The sequence below is a fragment of the Streptomyces sp. NPDC034049 genome (genome assembly GCF_055575575.1).
This window is the reverse complement of record NZ_JBVISJ010000003.1, coordinates 688,625-705,477: the sequence shown is the minus strand read 5'-3', so window position 1 is coordinate 705,477 and position 16,853 is coordinate 688,625. Positions and strand designations below refer to the sequence as shown.

General features: G+C 71.9%; 13 protein-coding genes, 1 tRNA gene and 1 other RNA gene. 1 reads left to right on the top strand and 14 read right to left on the bottom strand.

The window, feature by feature from the left end:
- Nucleotides 1-246 precede the first annotated feature (246 nt).
- The 4 genes from ACZ52C_RS12825 to ffs all read right to left on the bottom strand — a co-directional run bounded on the left by ACZ52C_RS12825 (nucleotide 247) and on the right by ffs (nucleotide 7,139).
- Complete coding sequence (locus tag ACZ52C_RS12825) at nucleotides 247-2,439, bottom strand: hypothetical protein (RefSeq protein WP_469074811.1); 2,193 nt, start codon at nucleotides 2,437-2,439, stop codon at nucleotides 247-249.
- A 576-nt stretch (nucleotides 2,440-3,015) separates the two neighbouring features.
- Nucleotides 3,016-4,269 (bottom strand): phosphoribosylamine--glycine ligase, encoded by a 1,254-nt coding sequence (gene purD, locus ACZ52C_RS12820; protein WP_469074715.1) that lies wholly within the window; start codon nucleotides 4,267-4,269, stop codon nucleotides 3,016-3,018.
- Nucleotides 4,270-4,468: 199 nt separating this feature from the next.
- Nucleotides 4,469-6,997: a DNA polymerase III subunit gamma and tau gene (locus ACZ52C_RS12815; protein ID WP_469074714.1), complete on the bottom strand. Its 2,529-nt coding sequence runs from the start codon at nucleotides 6,995-6,997 to the stop codon at nucleotides 4,469-4,471.
- A 45-nt stretch (nucleotides 6,998-7,042) separates the two neighbouring features.
- An RNA gene (ffs, locus tag ACZ52C_RS12810) (signal recognition particle sRNA small type) lies at nucleotides 7,043-7,139 on the bottom strand.
- Nucleotides 7,140-7,269: 130 nt separating this feature from the next.
- Here ffs and ACZ52C_RS12805 point away from each other — a divergent pair.
- A tRNA-Ser gene (locus ACZ52C_RS12805) sits at nucleotides 7,270-7,357 on the top strand.
- A gap of 79 nt (nucleotides 7,358-7,436) precedes the next feature.
- Here ACZ52C_RS12805 and ACZ52C_RS12800 read toward each other — a convergent pair.
- The 10 genes from ACZ52C_RS12800 to ACZ52C_RS12755 all read right to left on the bottom strand — a co-directional run bounded on the left by ACZ52C_RS12800 (nucleotide 7,437) and on the right by ACZ52C_RS12755 (nucleotide 16,841).
- Nucleotides 7,437-8,696, bottom strand: a complete 1,260-nt coding sequence (locus ACZ52C_RS12800; RefSeq protein ID WP_469074713.1) for a tyrosine-type recombinase/integrase — start codon at nucleotides 8,694-8,696, stop codon at nucleotides 7,437-7,439.
- An 8-nt stretch (nucleotides 8,697-8,704) separates the two neighbouring features.
- Nucleotides 8,705-8,971 (bottom strand): helix-turn-helix domain-containing protein, encoded by a 267-nt coding sequence (locus ACZ52C_RS12795; protein WP_469074712.1) that lies wholly within the window; start codon nucleotides 8,969-8,971, stop codon nucleotides 8,705-8,707.
- Nucleotides 8,972-9,150: 179 nt separating this feature from the next.
- A complete protein-coding gene (locus ACZ52C_RS12790; protein ID WP_469074711.1) occupies nucleotides 9,151-10,344 on the bottom strand; it encodes a DUF3631 domain-containing protein in 1,194 nt (397 codons plus the stop codon).
- A gap of 196 nt (nucleotides 10,345-10,540) precedes the next feature.
- Nucleotides 10,541-11,479 (bottom strand): bifunctional DNA primase/polymerase, encoded by a 939-nt coding sequence (locus tag ACZ52C_RS12785; protein WP_469074710.1) that lies wholly within the window; start codon nucleotides 11,477-11,479, stop codon nucleotides 10,541-10,543.
- Entirely contained in the window at nucleotides 11,476-12,375 is a 900-nt protein-coding gene (locus ACZ52C_RS12780; RefSeq protein WP_469074709.1) for a deazapurine DNA modification protein DpdA family protein, read from the bottom strand. The genes ACZ52C_RS12785 and ACZ52C_RS12780 overlap by 4 nt, the downstream gene beginning before the upstream one ends.
- A gap of 89 nt (nucleotides 12,376-12,464) precedes the next feature.
- Nucleotides 12,465-12,920, bottom strand: coding sequence for a single-stranded DNA-binding protein (gene ssb / locus ACZ52C_RS12775; protein WP_469074708.1), 456 nt, complete (start codon nucleotides 12,918-12,920; stop codon nucleotides 12,465-12,467).
- Nucleotides 12,921-12,945: 25 nt separating this feature from the next.
- Entirely contained in the window at nucleotides 12,946-13,377 is a 432-nt protein-coding gene (locus ACZ52C_RS12770; RefSeq protein ID WP_469074707.1) for a hypothetical protein, read from the bottom strand.
- A 288-nt stretch (nucleotides 13,378-13,665) separates the two neighbouring features.
- Nucleotides 13,666-15,714, bottom strand: a complete 2,049-nt coding sequence (gene traB / locus ACZ52C_RS12765; protein WP_469074706.1) for a plasmid transfer protein TraB — start codon at nucleotides 15,712-15,714, stop codon at nucleotides 13,666-13,668.
- Nucleotides 15,715-15,735: 21 nt separating this feature from the next.
- Entirely contained in the window at nucleotides 15,736-16,326 is a 591-nt protein-coding gene (traA, locus tag ACZ52C_RS12760; RefSeq protein WP_469074705.1) for a plasmid transfer protein TraA, read from the bottom strand.
- Nucleotides 16,326-16,841 (bottom strand): hypothetical protein, encoded by a 516-nt coding sequence (locus tag ACZ52C_RS12755; protein ID WP_469074704.1) that lies wholly within the window; start codon nucleotides 16,839-16,841, stop codon nucleotides 16,326-16,328. Before ACZ52C_RS12755 ends, traA begins: the two co-directional genes overlap by 1 nt.
- Nucleotides 16,842-16,853: the final 12 nt, after the last annotated feature.

The following is a 16,853-nucleotide window of genomic DNA, read 5'->3' as shown; positions in this document are numbered from 1 at the left end:
GCTCCGGGTGGGGAGTTGGGTGGGGTGGAGGGGTGAGGTGTGATCCCGCAGGTGGGGCGGGTGGGTTCCTGGGGTTGGGCGGGTGAGGGGCCCCGTGGGTGGGAACTTTGGGGCGTTAGTTCTGGGTCGGGTGGGGGGTTGTTGGGCGGGGGCCGACGGGGGTTGGCGCGGGCTGGGTGGGGGGTGCGTCAGCGGCCGTGGGTGGGGGTGAGTTGTGGCGGCCGTGGGTGGGGGCGGGGCCGTGCTTCAGACCAGGCGGACCGGTTTCTCCGGGCGGACGCCGAGGCGGCGGAGCCAGTCGCGGAGGGGGGTGGGGTCGCCGTCCTCCACGAGGGTCAGGACCCTGGGGGCGAGGTCGGCCGCTCGCTCGCCGCCGACGAGGAGGGAGGGGCCGTCCAGCCAGTCCAGACCCGGGGCCGCGCCCGCTGTGTCCATCGCCGCGCAGCAGACCATCGCCGTGACGTGCTCCGCCAGCAGCTCACGGCCCGTGCGGGGCGGCTGCATCGGGAACAGGGGCAGCAGCCCGGCGTCCCACAGCGCCCGATCCGGCCCCTGCGCCTCGACTCCGTCGGCCGCGGTGGACACGGCAGCCGGTGCCGCGGCCTCCTCCCGCGCCAACTCGGCGGTCAGCGCGGCGGCCAGGCCTGCGGACCGGGCGTTGGCGAGACCGGGTTCGTCGTCGTCCTCGCCGTCGCTCTCGCCCTCGCCGTAGCTGTCGCCATAGCCGTCGCCGGGATGGGATATGTGGTGTCGGTCCGGTTCCTGGGTGGGGTCGTGTTCGTATCGGCGGTCGGTGCGGGGCCCTTCGGCTGCCCGGTCGCCGTCGGCGGTGCGCCCGGTGGCAGTGGTCGGGGCGGGCTTCTCTTCGTCGGGTGCCGTGGTGTGCGGCTCGTGGTCGGCGGTGCTGCCGCGGTGCCGGTCGTGCCCGGCGGCTTCGGTCGGGGCCGGAGTCGTCAGGGTCGTCATTGTCGTCAGATGGTTCAGGACCCGGGAGAGGGTGGGGCCGCCGGGGGCCGGGCCGGTGGGGTCCGGCGTCGGGTCGCTCGGTGTGTGGCGGGCGCCCAACGTGTCGAGGACGCGGTGGAGGCGAGCCGCGTCGGTGCGCCACTTGCGGTCGACGACCTCGTCCGGGTACTCGTGCCAGTCGACCGGGGACCAGTCGGCGCCGGACTCGGCCGGGCCGCCGTGGAAGAGGCGGGCGGCGAGGAGGGACGCGGCCTCGTCGACCGTGCCGGGCTCTTCGAGGAGGTCGCAGGCGGGGCGCTCGCCGAGCCGGGAGGCGAAGCCCTCGGCCAGGCGGTCGCGCCGGGACAGCTCGGTCAGCGCGGCGACGACACCCGCGTCCAGGCGGGACGGCCAGCGGCCCATCCGCCAGGCGGGAAGCGCGACCCGGGTGAGGAGGCGGTCCCAGCCCGCGTAGGCCAGGCCGACCTGCTCCTGGGCGACGATCCGCAGACCGTAGTCCACAGCCTGTGCACGCTCGGCCGCCGCGGCGGCGACCCCGCGCTCCATCTCGGCCGCGTGCCCGCGGCAGCCGCGCAGGAGCAGCCGGGTGACCCAGCCGACCCCGGCCAGCACCGAACGGACGAGCGGGCCGTGTGTCGGCGAGGAGGAGACAGCCACGGCCGCGTCCAGCCCGCGGACGAAACGGCGGGCCGCGGCTATGTCCGGGTGTGCCGACGGTCCCGTACCCGCGACGACCGGTGCCAGCACCGCTCGTAGCTCCCCGACCCGCATCCACCACAGGAAGGGCGAACCGATGACGAGCACCGGGGCGGTGGGCGGGCGGTGCCGACGGGAAGAGGAGAAGCCGGGCTCCACGCCCGAGGGTGCGCCTGATCGCAGGCCCGACCTCAGATCGGACGGCAGGCCCGACCCCGGACCCGAGTGAGCGCCGGAGGTGCCAGAGGCGCCGGGGGACGAACCGCGGGCGTCCGTCATCTCGTCGGCCCGGTCGGTGCCCGCGACGCCGGTGCCGCTGTCCGCCGACCCGGACCCCGCGGTCTCCGAACGGGGGCCGGGCGAGCCGTGGGACGGGTGGGTGCGGTCCTCCAGCCAGCTGTCGCAGTCCGGGGTGAGCGCTATCGCGGAAGGGGGCGGGACGTCGAGACGGTCCGCCAGATCCCTGACCAGGCGGTAGAGATCGGGAGCCGCCTGCTCGGTGATCGAGACCGTGGGGCTCACGGCGGGCCGGGCGCGGGCGACGACGAGCGCGATGCCGACGGCGGCGAGGAGCACGACGACGGCGATGCCGGACATGATCCAGCCCGCCATGGACCAGCCCGGGCCGGTCAGATGACCGGTCGCCCCGCCGGCCAGCAGGACGACGGCGACCGCCGCGGGGAGCAATGCCACGGCCAGCGCCCTGCTGCGGACCCGCAGCACGGCGAGGGCCCGGGAACGCGCGGCCTGCGCGCCCGCCTCCTCACCACCTGCCATACCGGTCACGACCCGACGTCACCCCCTGCTGTCCCGTGTGGCGCACACCGCGACGACCTCGACGACTTCTCGTCGAAGTGGTCGCCGCCGAATGCCCTGACGTTGCTCACTCCCCCACTGTGGCACCCACCACTGACATCGCAATGCCGGTGGGCCAAGTGCCGGAATGCTTGCGCCGCACCCTAGTTGGGGGTCCGGCCGTCGTCAGCCGGATGGACCATCGCTCACTCGATGGAATGGCTTTGGGGAGAGGTGGATGACGCTGGGCAAGGATGGGGCCCCGGATTCCGATGGATTGTCCAGGGGTTTCCTGGGGGTCTCCGAGGGATTCCGGGGCCTGGGGTTCGTACCCGTTGATGAGGCTTCGTATGCGGATGTCGCGAACGGGGCGGTTGTGTTCGGTTGCGTGGGGATGGGTGTGCGGGTCGCGGTGTCGCGCGACCCTCAGCCGGCCGGGCCTGAACCGGTCGGGCCTGAGTCGGCCGGGCCTGAACCGGTCGGGCCTGAGTCGGCCGGGCCTGAACCGGTCGGGCCTGAGTCGGCCGGGCCTGAACCGGTCGGGCCTGAGCCGGCCGGTCAGGCCTCGGACGCCGCCTTCGCCGCGATGTCCGAACGGTGTTGGGAGCCGTCCAGGCCGATGCGGGCCACGGCGGTGTAGGCGCGGTCGCGGGCCTGGGTGAGGTCCTTGCCGGTGGCCGTGACGGAGAGGACGCGGCCGCCGGCGCTGACGATGTCGTCGCCGGCGCGCTTGGTCCCGGCGTGCAGGACGTACGCGTGCGGGGCGTCCACCGTGGCGACCTCGTCGAGGCCGGTGATGGGGTCGCCGGTGCGTGGTGTGCCGGGGTAGTTGTGCGAGGCCACGACCACGGTGACGGCCGCGTCGCCGCTCCAGCGCAGGGGTTCGAGGTCGCCGAGGGTGCCGTTGGCGGCGGCGAGCAGGACACCGGCCAGCGGGGTCTGGAGGCGGGCGAGGACGACCTGGGTCTCCGGGTCGCCGAACCGGGCGTTGAACTCGATCACCCGTACGCCTCGACCGGTGATCGCCAGCCCCGCGTAGAGCAGGCCGGAGAACGGCGTGCCGCGGCGCCGCATCTCGTCGACGGTCGGCTGGAGCACGGTCTCCAGGACCTCGTCGACCAGCTTCGGATCGGCCCATGGGAGCGGGGAGTACGCGCCCATGCCGCCGGTGTTGGGGCCCTCGTCGCCGTCGAGCGCGCGCTTGAAGTCCTGCGCGGGCTGGAGGGGGACGACGGTCACGCCGTCGGTGATCGCGAAGAGGGAGACCTCGGGGCCGTCCAGGAACTCCTCGATGACGACCCGGCCGCAGGCGAGCGCGTGCTCGCGGGCCTGGGCGAGGTCCGCCGTCACGACGACGCCCTTGCCGGCCGCGAGGCCGTCGTCCTTCACGACGTACGGGGCGCCGAAGGCGTCCAGAGCCTCGTCGATCTCCTCGGCCGTGGTGCAGACGTACGACCGCGCGGTGGGTACGCCGGCGCCGGCCATGACTTCCTTGGCGAAGGCCTTGGAGCCTTCCAGCTGCGCGGCCTCGCCGGACGGACCGAACACCGGGATGCCCGCCTCACGCACGGCGTCGGCGACACCCGCGACCAGCGGGGCCTCCGGCCCGACGACCACGAGGTCGGCCTCCAGCCGCGTGGCCAGGGCGGCCACGGCGGCGCCGTCCAGTGCGTCGACCGAGTGCGACTCGGCCACCTCCGCGGTGCCCGCGTTGCCGGGGGCGCAGTGGAGTGCGGTGACATCGGGGTCGAGGGACAGCGAACGGCACAGCGCGTGCTCACGAGCACCGGTACCAATGACGAGGACCTTCACGGGGTCAGCCTAGCCGGAGGGAGCGGGGGGCTTTGTGGGGGCTTCCGAAGGATGGGACGGCGGGAGTTTGTCGGATCGTATGAACGGGGGGATGCCCCACGCCCCACGTTGCCGTCCCGGCGCAGCACGTCCCGGCGCGTCCTCGCCCACCGGCGCGCCCCGCACCGGCGCGTCCTCGCCCACCGGCGCGCGCCCCTCGCTACTCGTTCACGATCTCCTCGACCACTGTCGCGCCCAGCTCGCGCACGATCAGTTCGTGGCCGGAGAGGGCTGACTCGTCGAGGTCGGGGTCGTCGTCCTCGGGGATGTCGTCCTCGGGGGAGACCGGCGGGGGCTCGGGGGCCGGGGATGGTGCGGGGGCGGTGGGCCGGGCGGCCGGCGTCGACTGGTGGGGCGCGGCCGTGCCCGGGGAGGTGGGGGCCGGGGCCTGGGGCGGGCCGGGGCGGGAGGCCTGGGCCGGGGAGCCGCCATAGCCACCGGCGCTCGTGCCGCCGCCGTAGCCGCCGCCTCCGTAACCACCTGCGGACGGGGCGGGAGAGCCGTAGCCGCCGGGGGTCGCCGCGGCGGCCGAGCCGCCCGAGGCGTCGATGACGGCCTCGATCTTCCAGTGGACGTTGAACTGCTCGGCCAGGGCCGCCCGCAGGACGTCCTCGCTGCCGCTGCTCGCGAAGTTGTCGCGGGCGCCCGCGTTGACGAAGCCGATCTGCAGGGTGGTGCCGTCGAAACCGGCGACGTGCGCGTTCTGGCTGAGCAGGATCCAGGTGAAGCGGCGGCGGTTCTTCACCGTCTCCAGGATGTTGGGCCAGAGCATGCGGGGGTCGGGCCCGCCGGGGGCGGGGTGGTGGGCGGCGGTCGGGGCCTGGGCCGCCGCGGGAGGACCGGGCTGGGCGTACGCCGGGGGCGCGGCCGAGGGTGCGGGGGCGGCCGGGCCGGGGGTGGGCGCGGAACCGCCGCCGGCGGGCGCGGCCGTCGGCCATCCGCCGGGTCGGCGTCCACCGCCCGCGGGGGCCGGGGTGGGCCAGGAGCCGGGAGCGGCGCCGCCGGGGGCGCCCGGCGTGGTGGGCTGGGGAGAGTGCGCGGAACCCGCGCCCGGCTGGGCGTGCGCGGGGGCGGTCGGGGGCGACCCTGCCGGCGCACCGCTCGCGGCGGCGGCCGGGGCGGCGGGCGCACCCTCATGAGGGGCGGCCGGTGCCCCCGTGGGGCCACCCCCACCCGGACCGGCCGGTCCGCCGACGGTGCCCCCGGAGCCGTACACGTCCGAACCCGGACCCGAACCCGGACTCGACGTCGCAGCCGGACCCTGACCCTGACCCGGCATCGGGCCCGCGGCCGGCGCTGCGCCCCCGGAACCGCCGGGGCCGGGGCCGGAGCCCGCCCCCGCCCCCCGAACCGCGGCCCGAGCCGCCGCGGGCCCGCCGCCCGGCGGAACCTGCGCGGCGGCGGGAACCTGCGCCGCGTGCGGAGCGTGGGGGGCCTGCGGAGCCATGCCCATGGGCGGGGCCGCTCCCCCGTGCGCCTCGGGCCCAGGCACGTATCCCATGGCCGGGGCGGCGGCGCCTGCGGAGAAGTTGGCCCCGCGCTCCAGGCGGTCCAGACGGGCCATGACGGACCGCTCGTCCCCGTAGGTGGCGGGGAGGAGCACGCGGGCGCAGATCAGTTCGAGCTGGAGGCGGGGCGAGTTGGCGCCGCGCATCTCGGTGAGGCCCTCGTTGACGAGGTCGGCGGCGCGGCTGAGCTCGGCGGCGCCGAAGACGCCGGCCTGGGCCCGCATCCGCTCCAGGACCTCGGCGGGGGCGTCGATGAGGCCCTTGTCGATGGCGTCCGGCACGGCGGCGAGGATCACGAGGTCCCGCAGCCGCTCCAGCAGGTCGGCGACGAACCGCCGCGGGTCGTTGCCGCCCTCGATGACGTGGTCGACGACCTCGAAGGCCGCGGCTCCGTCGCCGGCGGCGAAGGCCTCGACGACCGAGTCGAGCAGCGAGCCGTCCGTGTAGCCGAGCAGCGAGGTGGCCATGGCGTACGTCACGCCCTCGTCCGTGGCGCCCGCGAGCAGCTGGTCCATCACGGACATCGAGTCACGCACGGAGCCGGCCCCGGCGCGCACGACCAGCGGGAGGACACCCTCCTCGACCGGGATCTTCTCCTTGCCGCAGACCTCGCCGAGGTACTCGCGGAGCGTGCCGGGCGGGACGAGCCGGAAGGGATAGTGGTGCGTCCGCGAGCGGATGGTCCCGATGACCTTCTCGGGCTCGGTGGTCGCGAAGATGAACTTGAGGTGCTCCGGCGGCTCCTCGACGACCTTCAGCAGGGCGTTGAAACCGGCCGACGTGACCATGTGGGCCTCGTCGATGATGTAGATCTTGTACCGGCTGCTCGCGGGTCCGAAGAAGGCCTTCTCCCGCAGCTCACGGGCGTCGTCCACGCCACCGTGCGAGGCGGCGTCGATCTCGATCACGTCGATCGACCCCGGTCCGTTGCGGGCCAGGTCCTGGCAGGACTGGCACTCGCCGCAGGGTGTGGGGGTGGGGCCCTGCTCGCAGTTCAGACACCGGGCCAGGATGCGCGCGCTGGTCGTCTTGCCACACCCGCGCGGCCCGCTGAACAGGTACGCGTGATTGACCCGGTTGTTCCGCAACGCCTGCTGCAACGGGTCGGTGACATGCTCCTGCCCGATGACCTCGGCGAACGACTCCGGGCGATAACGGCGGTACAGCGCGAGAGACGACACGCATACGAGGTTATAGGCGCCCACTGACAACCCGGCGCCCGAGACGACGAAGACCCCTCACGCACCCGCCAGAGCCAACCTACCCTTGCTGCCTTCCGGCCCTGGGGGAGTTCAGTCAGATAGCGCCGCGTGAGGGGCTGACCCCAGCCTACCCGATCCCTGGGGCCCGCCGACCCGCCTCCCCGCCCCTCGACGCCACCCCACGCCCACCTTGATCACCCGCCGTCGAACGAGTTCGCAAGCACCCTCCGCCGTCATGTAATGTTCCTGGCGGAGGATTCGCCTAGAGGCCTAGGGCGCACGCTTGGAAAGCGTGTTGGGGGCAACCCCTCACGAGTTCGAATCTCGTATCCTCCGCCAGTGCCTCACCGGGCACGATGTCGAAGGGCCCCACCGTTCGCGGTGGGGCCCTTCGACGGTTGCAGTCTCATCTACAGTCTCAACGCGATTCTGCGGAGCCTTCCGGGCCGCCCTCGTCGGCAGCCTTGGCCACCTCCCAGATGAGACCGCCGACCCGCTGCGCCACGTCGGCCAGGATCCCGCCCGTCACGTGCTGGTAGCGGGCCGCCATCGCTGTGGACGACCACCCCATGATCTGCATCACGACCCGTTCCGGAACTCCGAGGATGAGCAGGACCGTGGCCGCGGTGTGCCGAGCATCGTGCAGTCGGCCGTCCCGCACCTTGGCATCGGTGAGCAGCTGCTTCCATGCGTCGTAGTCCGTGCTGGGTACCAGCGGCTCACCCACAGGAGACGTGAAGACGAAACCGGTCTCGCGCCACTCCTGTGCGGCGAGTCGGCGTTCCCGGTCCTGCTCCTTACGGTGCAGTTTCAGCAGCCGGACCAATTCGCCGGGTACACCGATCACCCGGCGGCCGGCCCGCGATTTGGTGTTGGCCGTGTCCTCGTTCTTCCGAAGTCGCTGCTTGCAGTACCCAGGCTTTCGCCCGCAGTCGCCCCCGCAGCCATGCAGGTACTTCGGCCGCAGCCTGTTCTTCCTGACGCGGAGAATGCCGTTCTGAAGGTCGACATCCGACCAGCGCAGGCCGAGGGCTTCGCCTTGCCGCAGCCCCAGGGCAAGAGCGATGGACCATCGGGCGCTGTTGCGCAGCTTCGCCGCCTCGGAGAGGAGACGCTGCACTTCCTCGATGTCGTACGGCTCCACTTCCTCTTCCTCGATCCTCGGAGGCACTGCGAGCGTCGCAACGTTCCGGGTCACATGGCCGCGGCGAAGCGCGTGGTTCAGAGCCGTGCGCATCGTGCGGTGCGCCTGGTGAGCCGTGGCAGCCTTGCTCCCATTGACCTGCATCTTTGTGTAGAAGCGTTCCAGGTGCTCAGGCTCCAACTTGTCCAGCCGGTGAGCACCTACACCGGGAATCAAGTGCACCCGAACGGCTACCTCGTATCCGGCATATGTGTTCTCCCGCACTGACGGCTTGGCGATCTCCTCCACCCAGTGGAGGAGCCACGCCTTGACCGTCCACGGCCGGCCAGGCTTGCGAACCTTCCCCTCATCGCGCTGCTTCTCCAGCGCGCGGACCTTCTTGATGACCTCCGCTTCACTGACCTTGCTGCTGACGTGGCGCCGGTCGGGCTTGCCGTCATCGCAGACGCCGACCGTGACGCGGCCGTGCCAGTAACCGTCTTTGCCGAAGTAGATGGACGATGCGCCGTCGGGGCGCTTGGTGCGCTTGGCCATGGGACTCCTTACGCGACTGCGTTCGTGGATCGCGACTGCATGCGCTGAGCGAGGTAGTCGGTGAGCGCCTGGACGGGAATTCGACGGGACCGCCCGATCGGCACGGTCTGCACGGCGCCATCTCGAATGAGGGCGTACATCGTGGTTCGGCCGATGCTCAGACGGCGAGCGGCTTCCTCCACCCTCACGGCGAGGAGGGTGGGGTCGAAGTCCCCTTCGGGGAGATCGGCCTCGGTACGGACTACGGAGAGGTTGCGCGTCTGATCGCTTGTCACGGTCTCGGCTCCTCGCGTCAGGGGCTTCCGCCCCTCTTCCTGTCAGGTCCGCTACCTCCGCTACCTCCGCTACCGACCTGGTCAGGGGCATGATCGAGGTAGCGGATGGGGGTAGCGGTAGCGGATGGTTGCCGCTACCGGCCCCGGGCGGTGCCGGGGGCCGGTAGCGGGAGTAGCGCTCAGGTAGCGGATGTGAAGAGGGCGTCCGCTACCTTTTCGGGGCCGCTGACCTGCGAGGTAGCGGAGGTAGCGGAGGTAGCGGCTCCTGAGGGTGGAGGGCAGTAGCGCTGCCACGCGTCGTGGAGGTCTGCCGCGTAATAGCCCTTGAGGACCGACCCCCCGGCCTTGATGTTGCGGGCCTTGATCGGGGTGTTCTCGCCGGTCATGTACTCCCCGAGCAGCTTGGCGAGCGTCCGGGAGTCGAGCGGCCGGCCGCTCATGTCGGCCCACGGTGCTTCGTCGAGCGAGCACAGCCGGTCCAGCACAGCGATGGTAGGCAGCCGGTCGATGCCGTTGAGGACGTGGTCACGCAGGTCCGTCAGGAGACGGATGCCGATGGAGCCCTTGTCGTCGGCCTTCGCCAGGGTGACCAGCTCCACACACGCGGCCCGCGCTCGCTCGGGCCACTCCCCTCCGGCGGCGTCCGCGACTGCCAGCAGGGGTTCCCACACGTCCGCAGGCCGGTCGGTGACCTCTTCCGGCATCTGCGGGAATGCCCCGTCCACGCGTTCGCGGATGCTGTCGGCCCACACGGCGAGTTGCTTGCGCAGTTCGTTGCCCTCGGCTTCGTGGATGCGCTGCCGGTAGGGCTCCACACGCTCGTTCCTGGCGCGGCGGCGCATGCGGATGATGACGGAGCGGGTCAGGATCGTGTCCGGCAGCGAGCCGAGTCCGGCGACGGCGACCGCACAGAATGACGGGAATTCCTGTACTTGCTGGTTGGAGCCGTCTCCCACACACCGGTACATGACGCCGATGCGGCGGTAACCGGCGTTCAGGAAGCCGCGGAGCTGTTCGTTCTCTCCAGCCTTGGGCCCGAATACGGTGTCGATCTCGTCGAAGAGGATCGTGGGCCGTGCTTCGAGTCCAGAGACCGCGCGGAAGAGCGCGGAGGCGGAGGCGTTGACGGCCACCATGGGCTGCGGGACGAGGGTTTCCACGATCTCCAGTGCCCGCGTCTTGCCGCTCGCGGGCTCCGGGGAGAGGAACGCGAGCCGAGGGGTGGAGTCGAAGCAGTCGAGCAGGTGGGTGTGGGCGTTCCACAGAGTCACAGCCACGAAGGCGGATTCGGTGGGGAAGACGTTGAAGCGGCGGTGGAAGGCTTCGATCTCGTCAAGCAGTCGGGAGCCGTCGGTGGGCTGAGTGTCGGTCATGCGGCGGCCCTCTCTTCCTGGGATGTCCGGAGCCGGCGGGTGTCGCGGTGGGCGGCGGGGGCGTGGGAAAGGGCTGAAAGGACGGCCTTGCGGCCGTCGCACTTCGTGCCACGGCCGGAGTCGGTGTCGGGCGCCGGTGGGCGCGGGCGGCGGGATGCTTCGGCGAGAGGCTTTTCAGGGGAGGGGCGGCGGGGGTTCACGCGGCCTCCCTGGGCCGGGCGGTGCGGATCGACCACTCCAGGGCGCTGCGGATGGTGGCCCGGCACTCGGTCGCGGTGAGTCCGGCCGCCTCCCCCGCCCCCTGAAAAGCCTCCTCGACCCGGTCTCGGGTGATCTCGCCCCAAGCGACGAAGCGGCCCAGGGCGCGGGCACCCGCCAGCAGCCGGGTGTTACGCCCGCCCTCCTTCGTCTGCCGGACGGCGGTCGTCTCGCGTTCGAGGGCCACTTGGGCCCGGCGGGTTCCCTGTCCGGGGATCAGGAGTGGGGCGGACACCGTGGCGGGCCTGGACGGCTCGACCAGCAGCGCGGCGACCCAGGATGGCAGCGGGGCGACGGGGCTGTTGTCGGTGACTTCGTAGGCGCCCTGGGGGGTGGTGCTGCCGGGGGCGACGACGTAGCCGCCCCACGCGCGGGTGTCGATGTGTGGCCCGAGCCGGTTGACGCTGTTCTTCAACCGGTCGTCGGGTGGGGCGGTGAAGTACAGGTGACAGCCCCCGCTCGGGGTCCGCACCCGGTAGGTGGCCGGGAGGGTCTCGCCGGCGCGCTCGCAGAGCGCCTGCAATGAAGCGGCGCCGTCAGGCGCTCCTTCTTCCTCTTCCGGCTTGCACACGTCCAGGTCAATCACGAGCAGACTGGCCGGCCCGGTGGCGATGCCGACGTTGTAGGGCCGTTGCGCCCATGCGGCCTGGATGAGGTCGGGGGCGAGGGTGGCGCGTTGCTCGGGGGTGCGGTGGCCGCTCAGACAGCGCCCGGTGCCGGGGCAGGAACGCTCGGGGTGTCCGGCAGGGCGTTTGGTGCCGGGGTGCAGGGGGATGACGGGCCAGCCGCGCTCTGCGGAGCACAGCGCGGAGGCGAGCAGATGCAGGCAGCCCAGGTCCACGGCGGGGATGTCGACGACGCTGATGAGCTCACTCATACCTCGTCCCCGTCCTGCGCGGGGCGGTTGCCGGTCGACACGGTGCGGAGCACGCGCTCGCGCCAGCGCATGGCGTAGTCGAAGCAGTTGGCGCAGTTCTTGTGCGTGTGGCCGGGCATCGGCGGACGCTTGCGGGCGTGGTAGCTCCAGGCTGCGGAGTCAGCCGACGCGAGCAGGTGGCCGACGCGTTCCAGGCCGAGGGTCTTGAAGCCGAAGCCGTGCAGTTTGAACCCGTGGGCGGCCATGGCGGTGACGATCGCGGCGCCCTGACGAGTGGACTGCAACCGGCACACCGAGCCCAGCCCGACCACCGGTTCGGCCCGCAGGTCGACGCCGGCACTCTCGTAGAGTTCCGCGCACCGCTCGTAGGCCGGCACGTTGTCGCCCTGGAGGACGGGGGCGATGCGCAGGTCCGGGGCGAGGGAGCGCAGTTCGAGGAAGTTGGCCACGGTGCGGCGCTGGTGTTCGGCGACGGTGAGGTGCGTGCCGACGAACACGTTGGGTCCGGCCTTGCCGCCGTGGATGATCAGGTCCTCGCACATCCAGTCCTGCGGGGCGGCCCAGTCGTAGGGGCCCACGTGCTCCCAGATGCGCCGCAGGTCGTTCACGTACTGGCGGGGTGTGCGGGTCCAGCGGCCGTTGCGCTGGAGTTCGGAGAACCCGCCGGAGTCGACGGCGTACGGGCCGAGGGCCGGATAGAGCTTGGCCGCGTTCACGAAGTGCTCGGACTTCAGGAACAGCGGCTTGTCGGTGAGCCTGACCCAATGCTTCTTGTGAGTGGTCAGGTAGAACCGCATCCCCGCCGGCGACGCGGCCGGGAGCTCCCGGCCGGCGCGGGCCAGGGCGTGAGAGTGGGGCTGGGGATGTCCTCGCCCGATGCGGGTGGCTTGCGTCATGCTGGAGACCTCCACAGGTCAGATGGCTGGCAGGTGGACAAGGGCGGCCCCGGTTTCATTGGCGTGAGAGGGGGCCGCCCTTGGCGCAGCTAGAACGGGGGTTCGTCGGTGGACTGCGAGCCGGCCGGGGTGCCGGTCTTGGCCCAGGGGTCGTCACCGGACGGAGCGGACTGCGGGGCCCGCCGGGCGTTGATCTGGACGGTGGTGAAGCGGACGGACGCGCCGATGTCGTCGATCTCGACGGCGAGCATGGAGCGCTTGTCGCCCTCGGTGGTCGTCCAGTCGTGCTGCCGCATCCGGCCGGACGCGACCACGCGGGAGCCCTTGGTAAGGCTTTCGGCGACGTGCTCGGCGAGCTGTCGCCAGGCGGCGCAGCGGTAGAAGGCGGTGGTGCCGTCCTTCCACTGGTTGCTGGTGCGGTCGAAGCTGCGCGGGGTCACGGCGATGGTGAACTTGGCGAGCGCGGCGCCGCCCTCGGTGAACTTCAGCTCGGGGTCGTCGGTCAGGTTGCCGACGAGGGTGATGGGGACCTCTCCGAACGACATGAACTCTCCTGTGGGTGTGGGCTGTTCAGCCGTGGAACTTGTTCCGCTTGATCACGGCCTTGCGGATGTTGACCGTGGTCCCGCCCCCGCCGCCGCCCGTGCTGAACACCTGCACGGCGATCCAGCCGCCGAAGATGACGGCGGCGAGGGTGATGAGCTGGGTGACGAACGCGGTCAGCACGGTGATGAACGTCGTGAGCATCAGCAGTCCGCCGCAGACGGCGGCGAATCCGATCCCTCCGAGCGCGACGTTCACCGCCGCCCGCGATACGGCCGGCTTGGTCGCGACCGGGTCGGGCTTGGCGGGCTCGATGGCGTAGCCGGTGATGATCCGGCCGTCCGGGAGCACGATGCTCGTGACCGCCGGGACCGTGCCCGGCTGCACCGGCAGCAAGGGCGTGGTGATCGGTTGGGGGTGGTGGATTTCGACGGCTCCGGGCCGTTCGGGCTCTGTCACGGGGGCTCCCCTCCGGGAGGCCGGCGGGCCCGTGCCGGGGTGGTGGTGCGGGCCCGTGCGGGTGGGTGTCAGGGGTGCGGGGCGTGACGCGTCAGGCGGGTGTCAGACGCGTCTGACGGCCCTCGCGCGCACGTATGACCCGTGCGTTGGGCCGGTCAGTGCGTCAGGGGTGTCAGACGTGTCTGACGCGTCAGGTCGGTGTCAGCCCAGTTCAGGCGGTGCACTTCCGGGCGTCGGTGTGGACAGTTGCGCGGAAGTGCACAGCGGTGGGACATGCCGAGATCTTGCTCAAGCGGCTTGCATCTGAACGATGCGGTAGCGGCCGGTCTCGCTGGTCTCGGCGAGACGGCCGGCCATGACGAACTGCGCGACCTGTCCGGAGACCCAGGAGCGGGAGCGGCCGTGGCGGTCGCAGTGCTCCATGAAGTCGGCCGGGCCGATCACGGTGCGGCCCTCGTCCTCGAACTCGTCGAGGAGTTCTTCCATCGCCTGCCGTGCCTGGGCGGGGGTGAGCTGAGCGCGCGGGGCTTCCGGTGCGGTCGGCTCGCGGAAGTGCATGACGCGGGTGACGGGGGGCAGTTCCGCTTCCGGGTCGACGAACTCGCCCTCGTCGTCGTCGTAGTCGTCCCGGTCGTCGTGCTGTTCGTACGCGTCGGGGCCGTAGTCGTCCTCGTCCTCGTCCTCGTCGGGTGCGGGCATGGCTTCCTCCAGCTCCGGCATGCCGCCGGGCAGCGGGTGACGGGTGCGGTGGGTGAACGCCCGGTCGACCGCGCGGGCCGCCGCTCCCGCGGTCACGATGTCGATGCCGGCGCGGGTCTGTGCGAAGTTGAGGACGACCCACGCGAGGTAGTCGCTGCCGGAGAGGTAGTCCCGCAGCGGCGTGGCCCAAAGACTCTCCGGGACGCCGTTGGCGACCAGGTAGGAGTAACCGGGCTTCTTGTCCTTCCACACGTGCGGCGCCGCGCCGGCGTCCAGTACCTCGTCATCGAGGGCGAACAGTGCGTCCTTCTCCTTGCCGACGCCGTGGCACCAGGAGGAGCCGAGGGAGGAGCGGGTGTCGGTGGAGACCTGGTTGCCGGAGGCGCGCTGCATGGAGACGACCAGTGAGACCCCGGCGGAGCGGGCTTCCTGCGCGATGCCGGTGAACACGTCGTCGTCGGTCTCGCGGATCGTCTTGGCTGCTTCCTCGAACCAGGCGACCAGGTAGGGCATGCCGGGCGAGCCGTCCGCCTGCACCTCGGCACAGGCGGGCTCCCACTGCTTGTAGCCGTACTTGGCCAGCCACGCCGTGCGCGCCGGGATCACCGCGGGCAGTGCCTCGGTCATGGCCTTCGTGGACGCCATGTCGAGGGCGGCCCAGTCGATGGCGGGCAGCAGCGGGCCAAGGGTCTGATCGGCCTTGGCGGGGTCGGAGGCCCACACGATCACGTCGCGGCGGGTGCAGACCTCCGCGAGCGCGGTGAGTCCTCCTTCGGACTTGCCGGAGCCGGTCATCCCCATGACCAGGAAGTGCGCCGCGTTGCGGCCCGACTTCGGGTGGCCGGGGAAGTACAGGACGGCTTGGGTGCCGTCCTCGTACTGGCCGACCACGACCGGATCGGCGATCGAACCGCCCGGATGCGACGGCCCCGGGCACGGGGTGGTGTTCTTCAGCAGGTCCCGCGGCACCACCGTGAGCTGGACGCGGGAGGCGGACTCGGGGTCTTCCTGCACGCGGATCGCGGTCTTGGGCACATCAAGCGCGCCCGCGATGCGGGTGATGTTCTTGGAGACGTCCTCCGGGGTCAGCTCCCCGCGCGGAAGCTGGAGATCGAACGTGGCCCGGTTCGGCTTCACCTCCGAAGACACCACCTGGGTCTTGGCGAGTCCGACCTTCTCCAGGAAGCCGCCGTCACCACCGGCGCCGCCCTCGGGGGTGCGGCGCATGATCTGCCGGATGTTCCACGACAGAGCCAGCGCCGGGGCACCCATGAAGAACAGGTCTCCGAGCGGGCCCGTGCCGGGTCCGGCGATGGACGCGGCGGTGAACCAGCTGGTGGAGGCGGCCACGGTGATGGCGGAGTGGAGGCGCCGTTGCGGCGTGGTGGACCGGCCCGCCCACCACGTGGCCCCCGTGAGGGCGACGGAGGTGAGGGTGAGGCCGGCGGCGGTCCAGGGGTTGTCTCCCCAGAAGTGGTGGGCGGGCAGGGAGGCCAGGCCCGCCCCCACGCCGGCCAGCCACGGCGGCAGGTGCGGCTTCGCGCGGTGCAGCAGGTAGTCGACGATCCCGCCGCCGTCACCGCGGGAGGCCACCCGCAACTGCTCTTCGTACTGCTGCTCAGGGGTGAGCTGGGACATGAACCTGACCTCCTTACGGGTCTACTGGTTGAAGTCGAAGCGGCGACCCATCGGCCGCTGCCGAGAACGCATCGGGGCAAGCTCCGGGTCGTACTCGCGCTGGAACGCCGCATAGGTGGCGGCCAGGTTCTTGGCCGTGTCCCGCGCGTCCTCGGCCGCCTTCTTGAGCTTGCGCGACACCCGCCGGGCCCTCATCCGCGAGCCCAGCGCCCGCCCCTCGGGGTCGGGCACCTCCTTGAGCACCGCGTTCAGCACCTCCGCTGCGTTGGCCAGCTCGAACGACATCTGCAGGAACACCCCGCGGCCGTTCTCGCAGTAGTTGCGGATGTCCGCGTTGTTGAAGAACTCCGGGTCCGCGAGCGGGCTGTGACCGCCGTGACGGGCGCCGTTGCCCCGCCCGTTGAAGCCGCCGCGCCCGTTGCTCTGGCCGCCGGCCGGGCCGCCGTCGTTGATGTGGAAGTGGTACTCACGGGTGCGCGTCCGGTTCGTGGTCCGGTTGCGGCCGGCACCGTTCGGCGGGCTCTGGTAGCCGTTCGAGCCGGCAGCACCCTGAGCGTTGGGGCCCGGTCCGGGCGTATTGCCGTTGCGCGGGGGCGGGGTGAAGAACGACATCAGCGGATCTCCTCAGCAGCGTCGGAGGTACGGCGGGCGTACAGCCACACCGACTGAGCGGTGAGCGTGAGCAGCAGCCACAGCCAGCCCAGCGGACCGGCAACCGGACTGAACACGACGGCAAGAGCCGCCCACGCGATGACGGTGGTCGAGGCCAGCACCACCGCGACACGCCACTTCAGGACCGAACGGCGGGCGGTGGGGCGGAACTTGAACACCCACGCCAGCCAGCCCAGCGGCGCGACCGCGGCCCCGGCCAGCACCCAGCCCACCCACACGGCGACCAGGTGAACGACCCCGGTGACGACGAACAGCGCCACGGCGGCGGCCGTGGGGGCCAGCCCGCGGCGGAAGCGCCACAGCATCCGGCCGGCGAAGCCGAGCACTTCGCGGGTCAGGGACGGGCGTTCGGGCACGACGACCACGAACGGCTGAGCGGAACGTCGACCGCGCTGACGCGGGATACGAACGGTGTGGACACCCACCGCGCGGCGGGTGCGGGTACGGCTGGACACAGCGAACTCCTC

Bases quoted from the DNA above. Each gene is read 5' to 3' on its own strand.
- ACZ52C_RS12825 (WP_469074811.1), bottom strand. From the start codon at position 2,439: ATGGCAGGTGGTGAGGAGGCGGGCGCGCAGGCCGCGCGTTCCCGGGCC.
- ACZ52C_RS12800 (WP_469074713.1), bottom strand. From the start codon at position 8,696: ATGGCCAAGCGCACCAAGCGCCCCGACGGCGCATCGTCCATCTACTTC.
- ACZ52C_RS12790 (WP_469074711.1), bottom strand. From the start codon at position 10,344: ATGACCGACACTCAGCCCACCGACGGCTCCCGACTGCTTGACGAGATC.
- ACZ52C_RS12785 (WP_469074710.1), bottom strand. From the start codon at position 11,479: ATGAGTGAGCTCATCAGCGTCGTCGACATCCCCGCCGTGGACCTGGGC.
- ACZ52C_RS12780 (WP_469074709.1), bottom strand. From the start codon at position 12,375: ATGACGCAAGCCACCCGCATCGGGCGAGGACATCCCCAGCCCCACTCT.
- ssb (WP_469074708.1), bottom strand. From the start codon at position 12,920: ATGTCGTTCGGAGAGGTCCCCATCACCCTCGTCGGCAACCTGACCGAC.
- traB (WP_469074706.1), bottom strand. From the start codon at position 15,714: ATGTCCCAGCTCACCCCTGAGCAGCAGTACGAAGAGCAGTTGCGGGTG.
- traA (WP_469074705.1), bottom strand. From the start codon at position 16,326: ATGTCGTTCTTCACCCCGCCCCCGCGCAACGGCAATACGCCCGGACCG.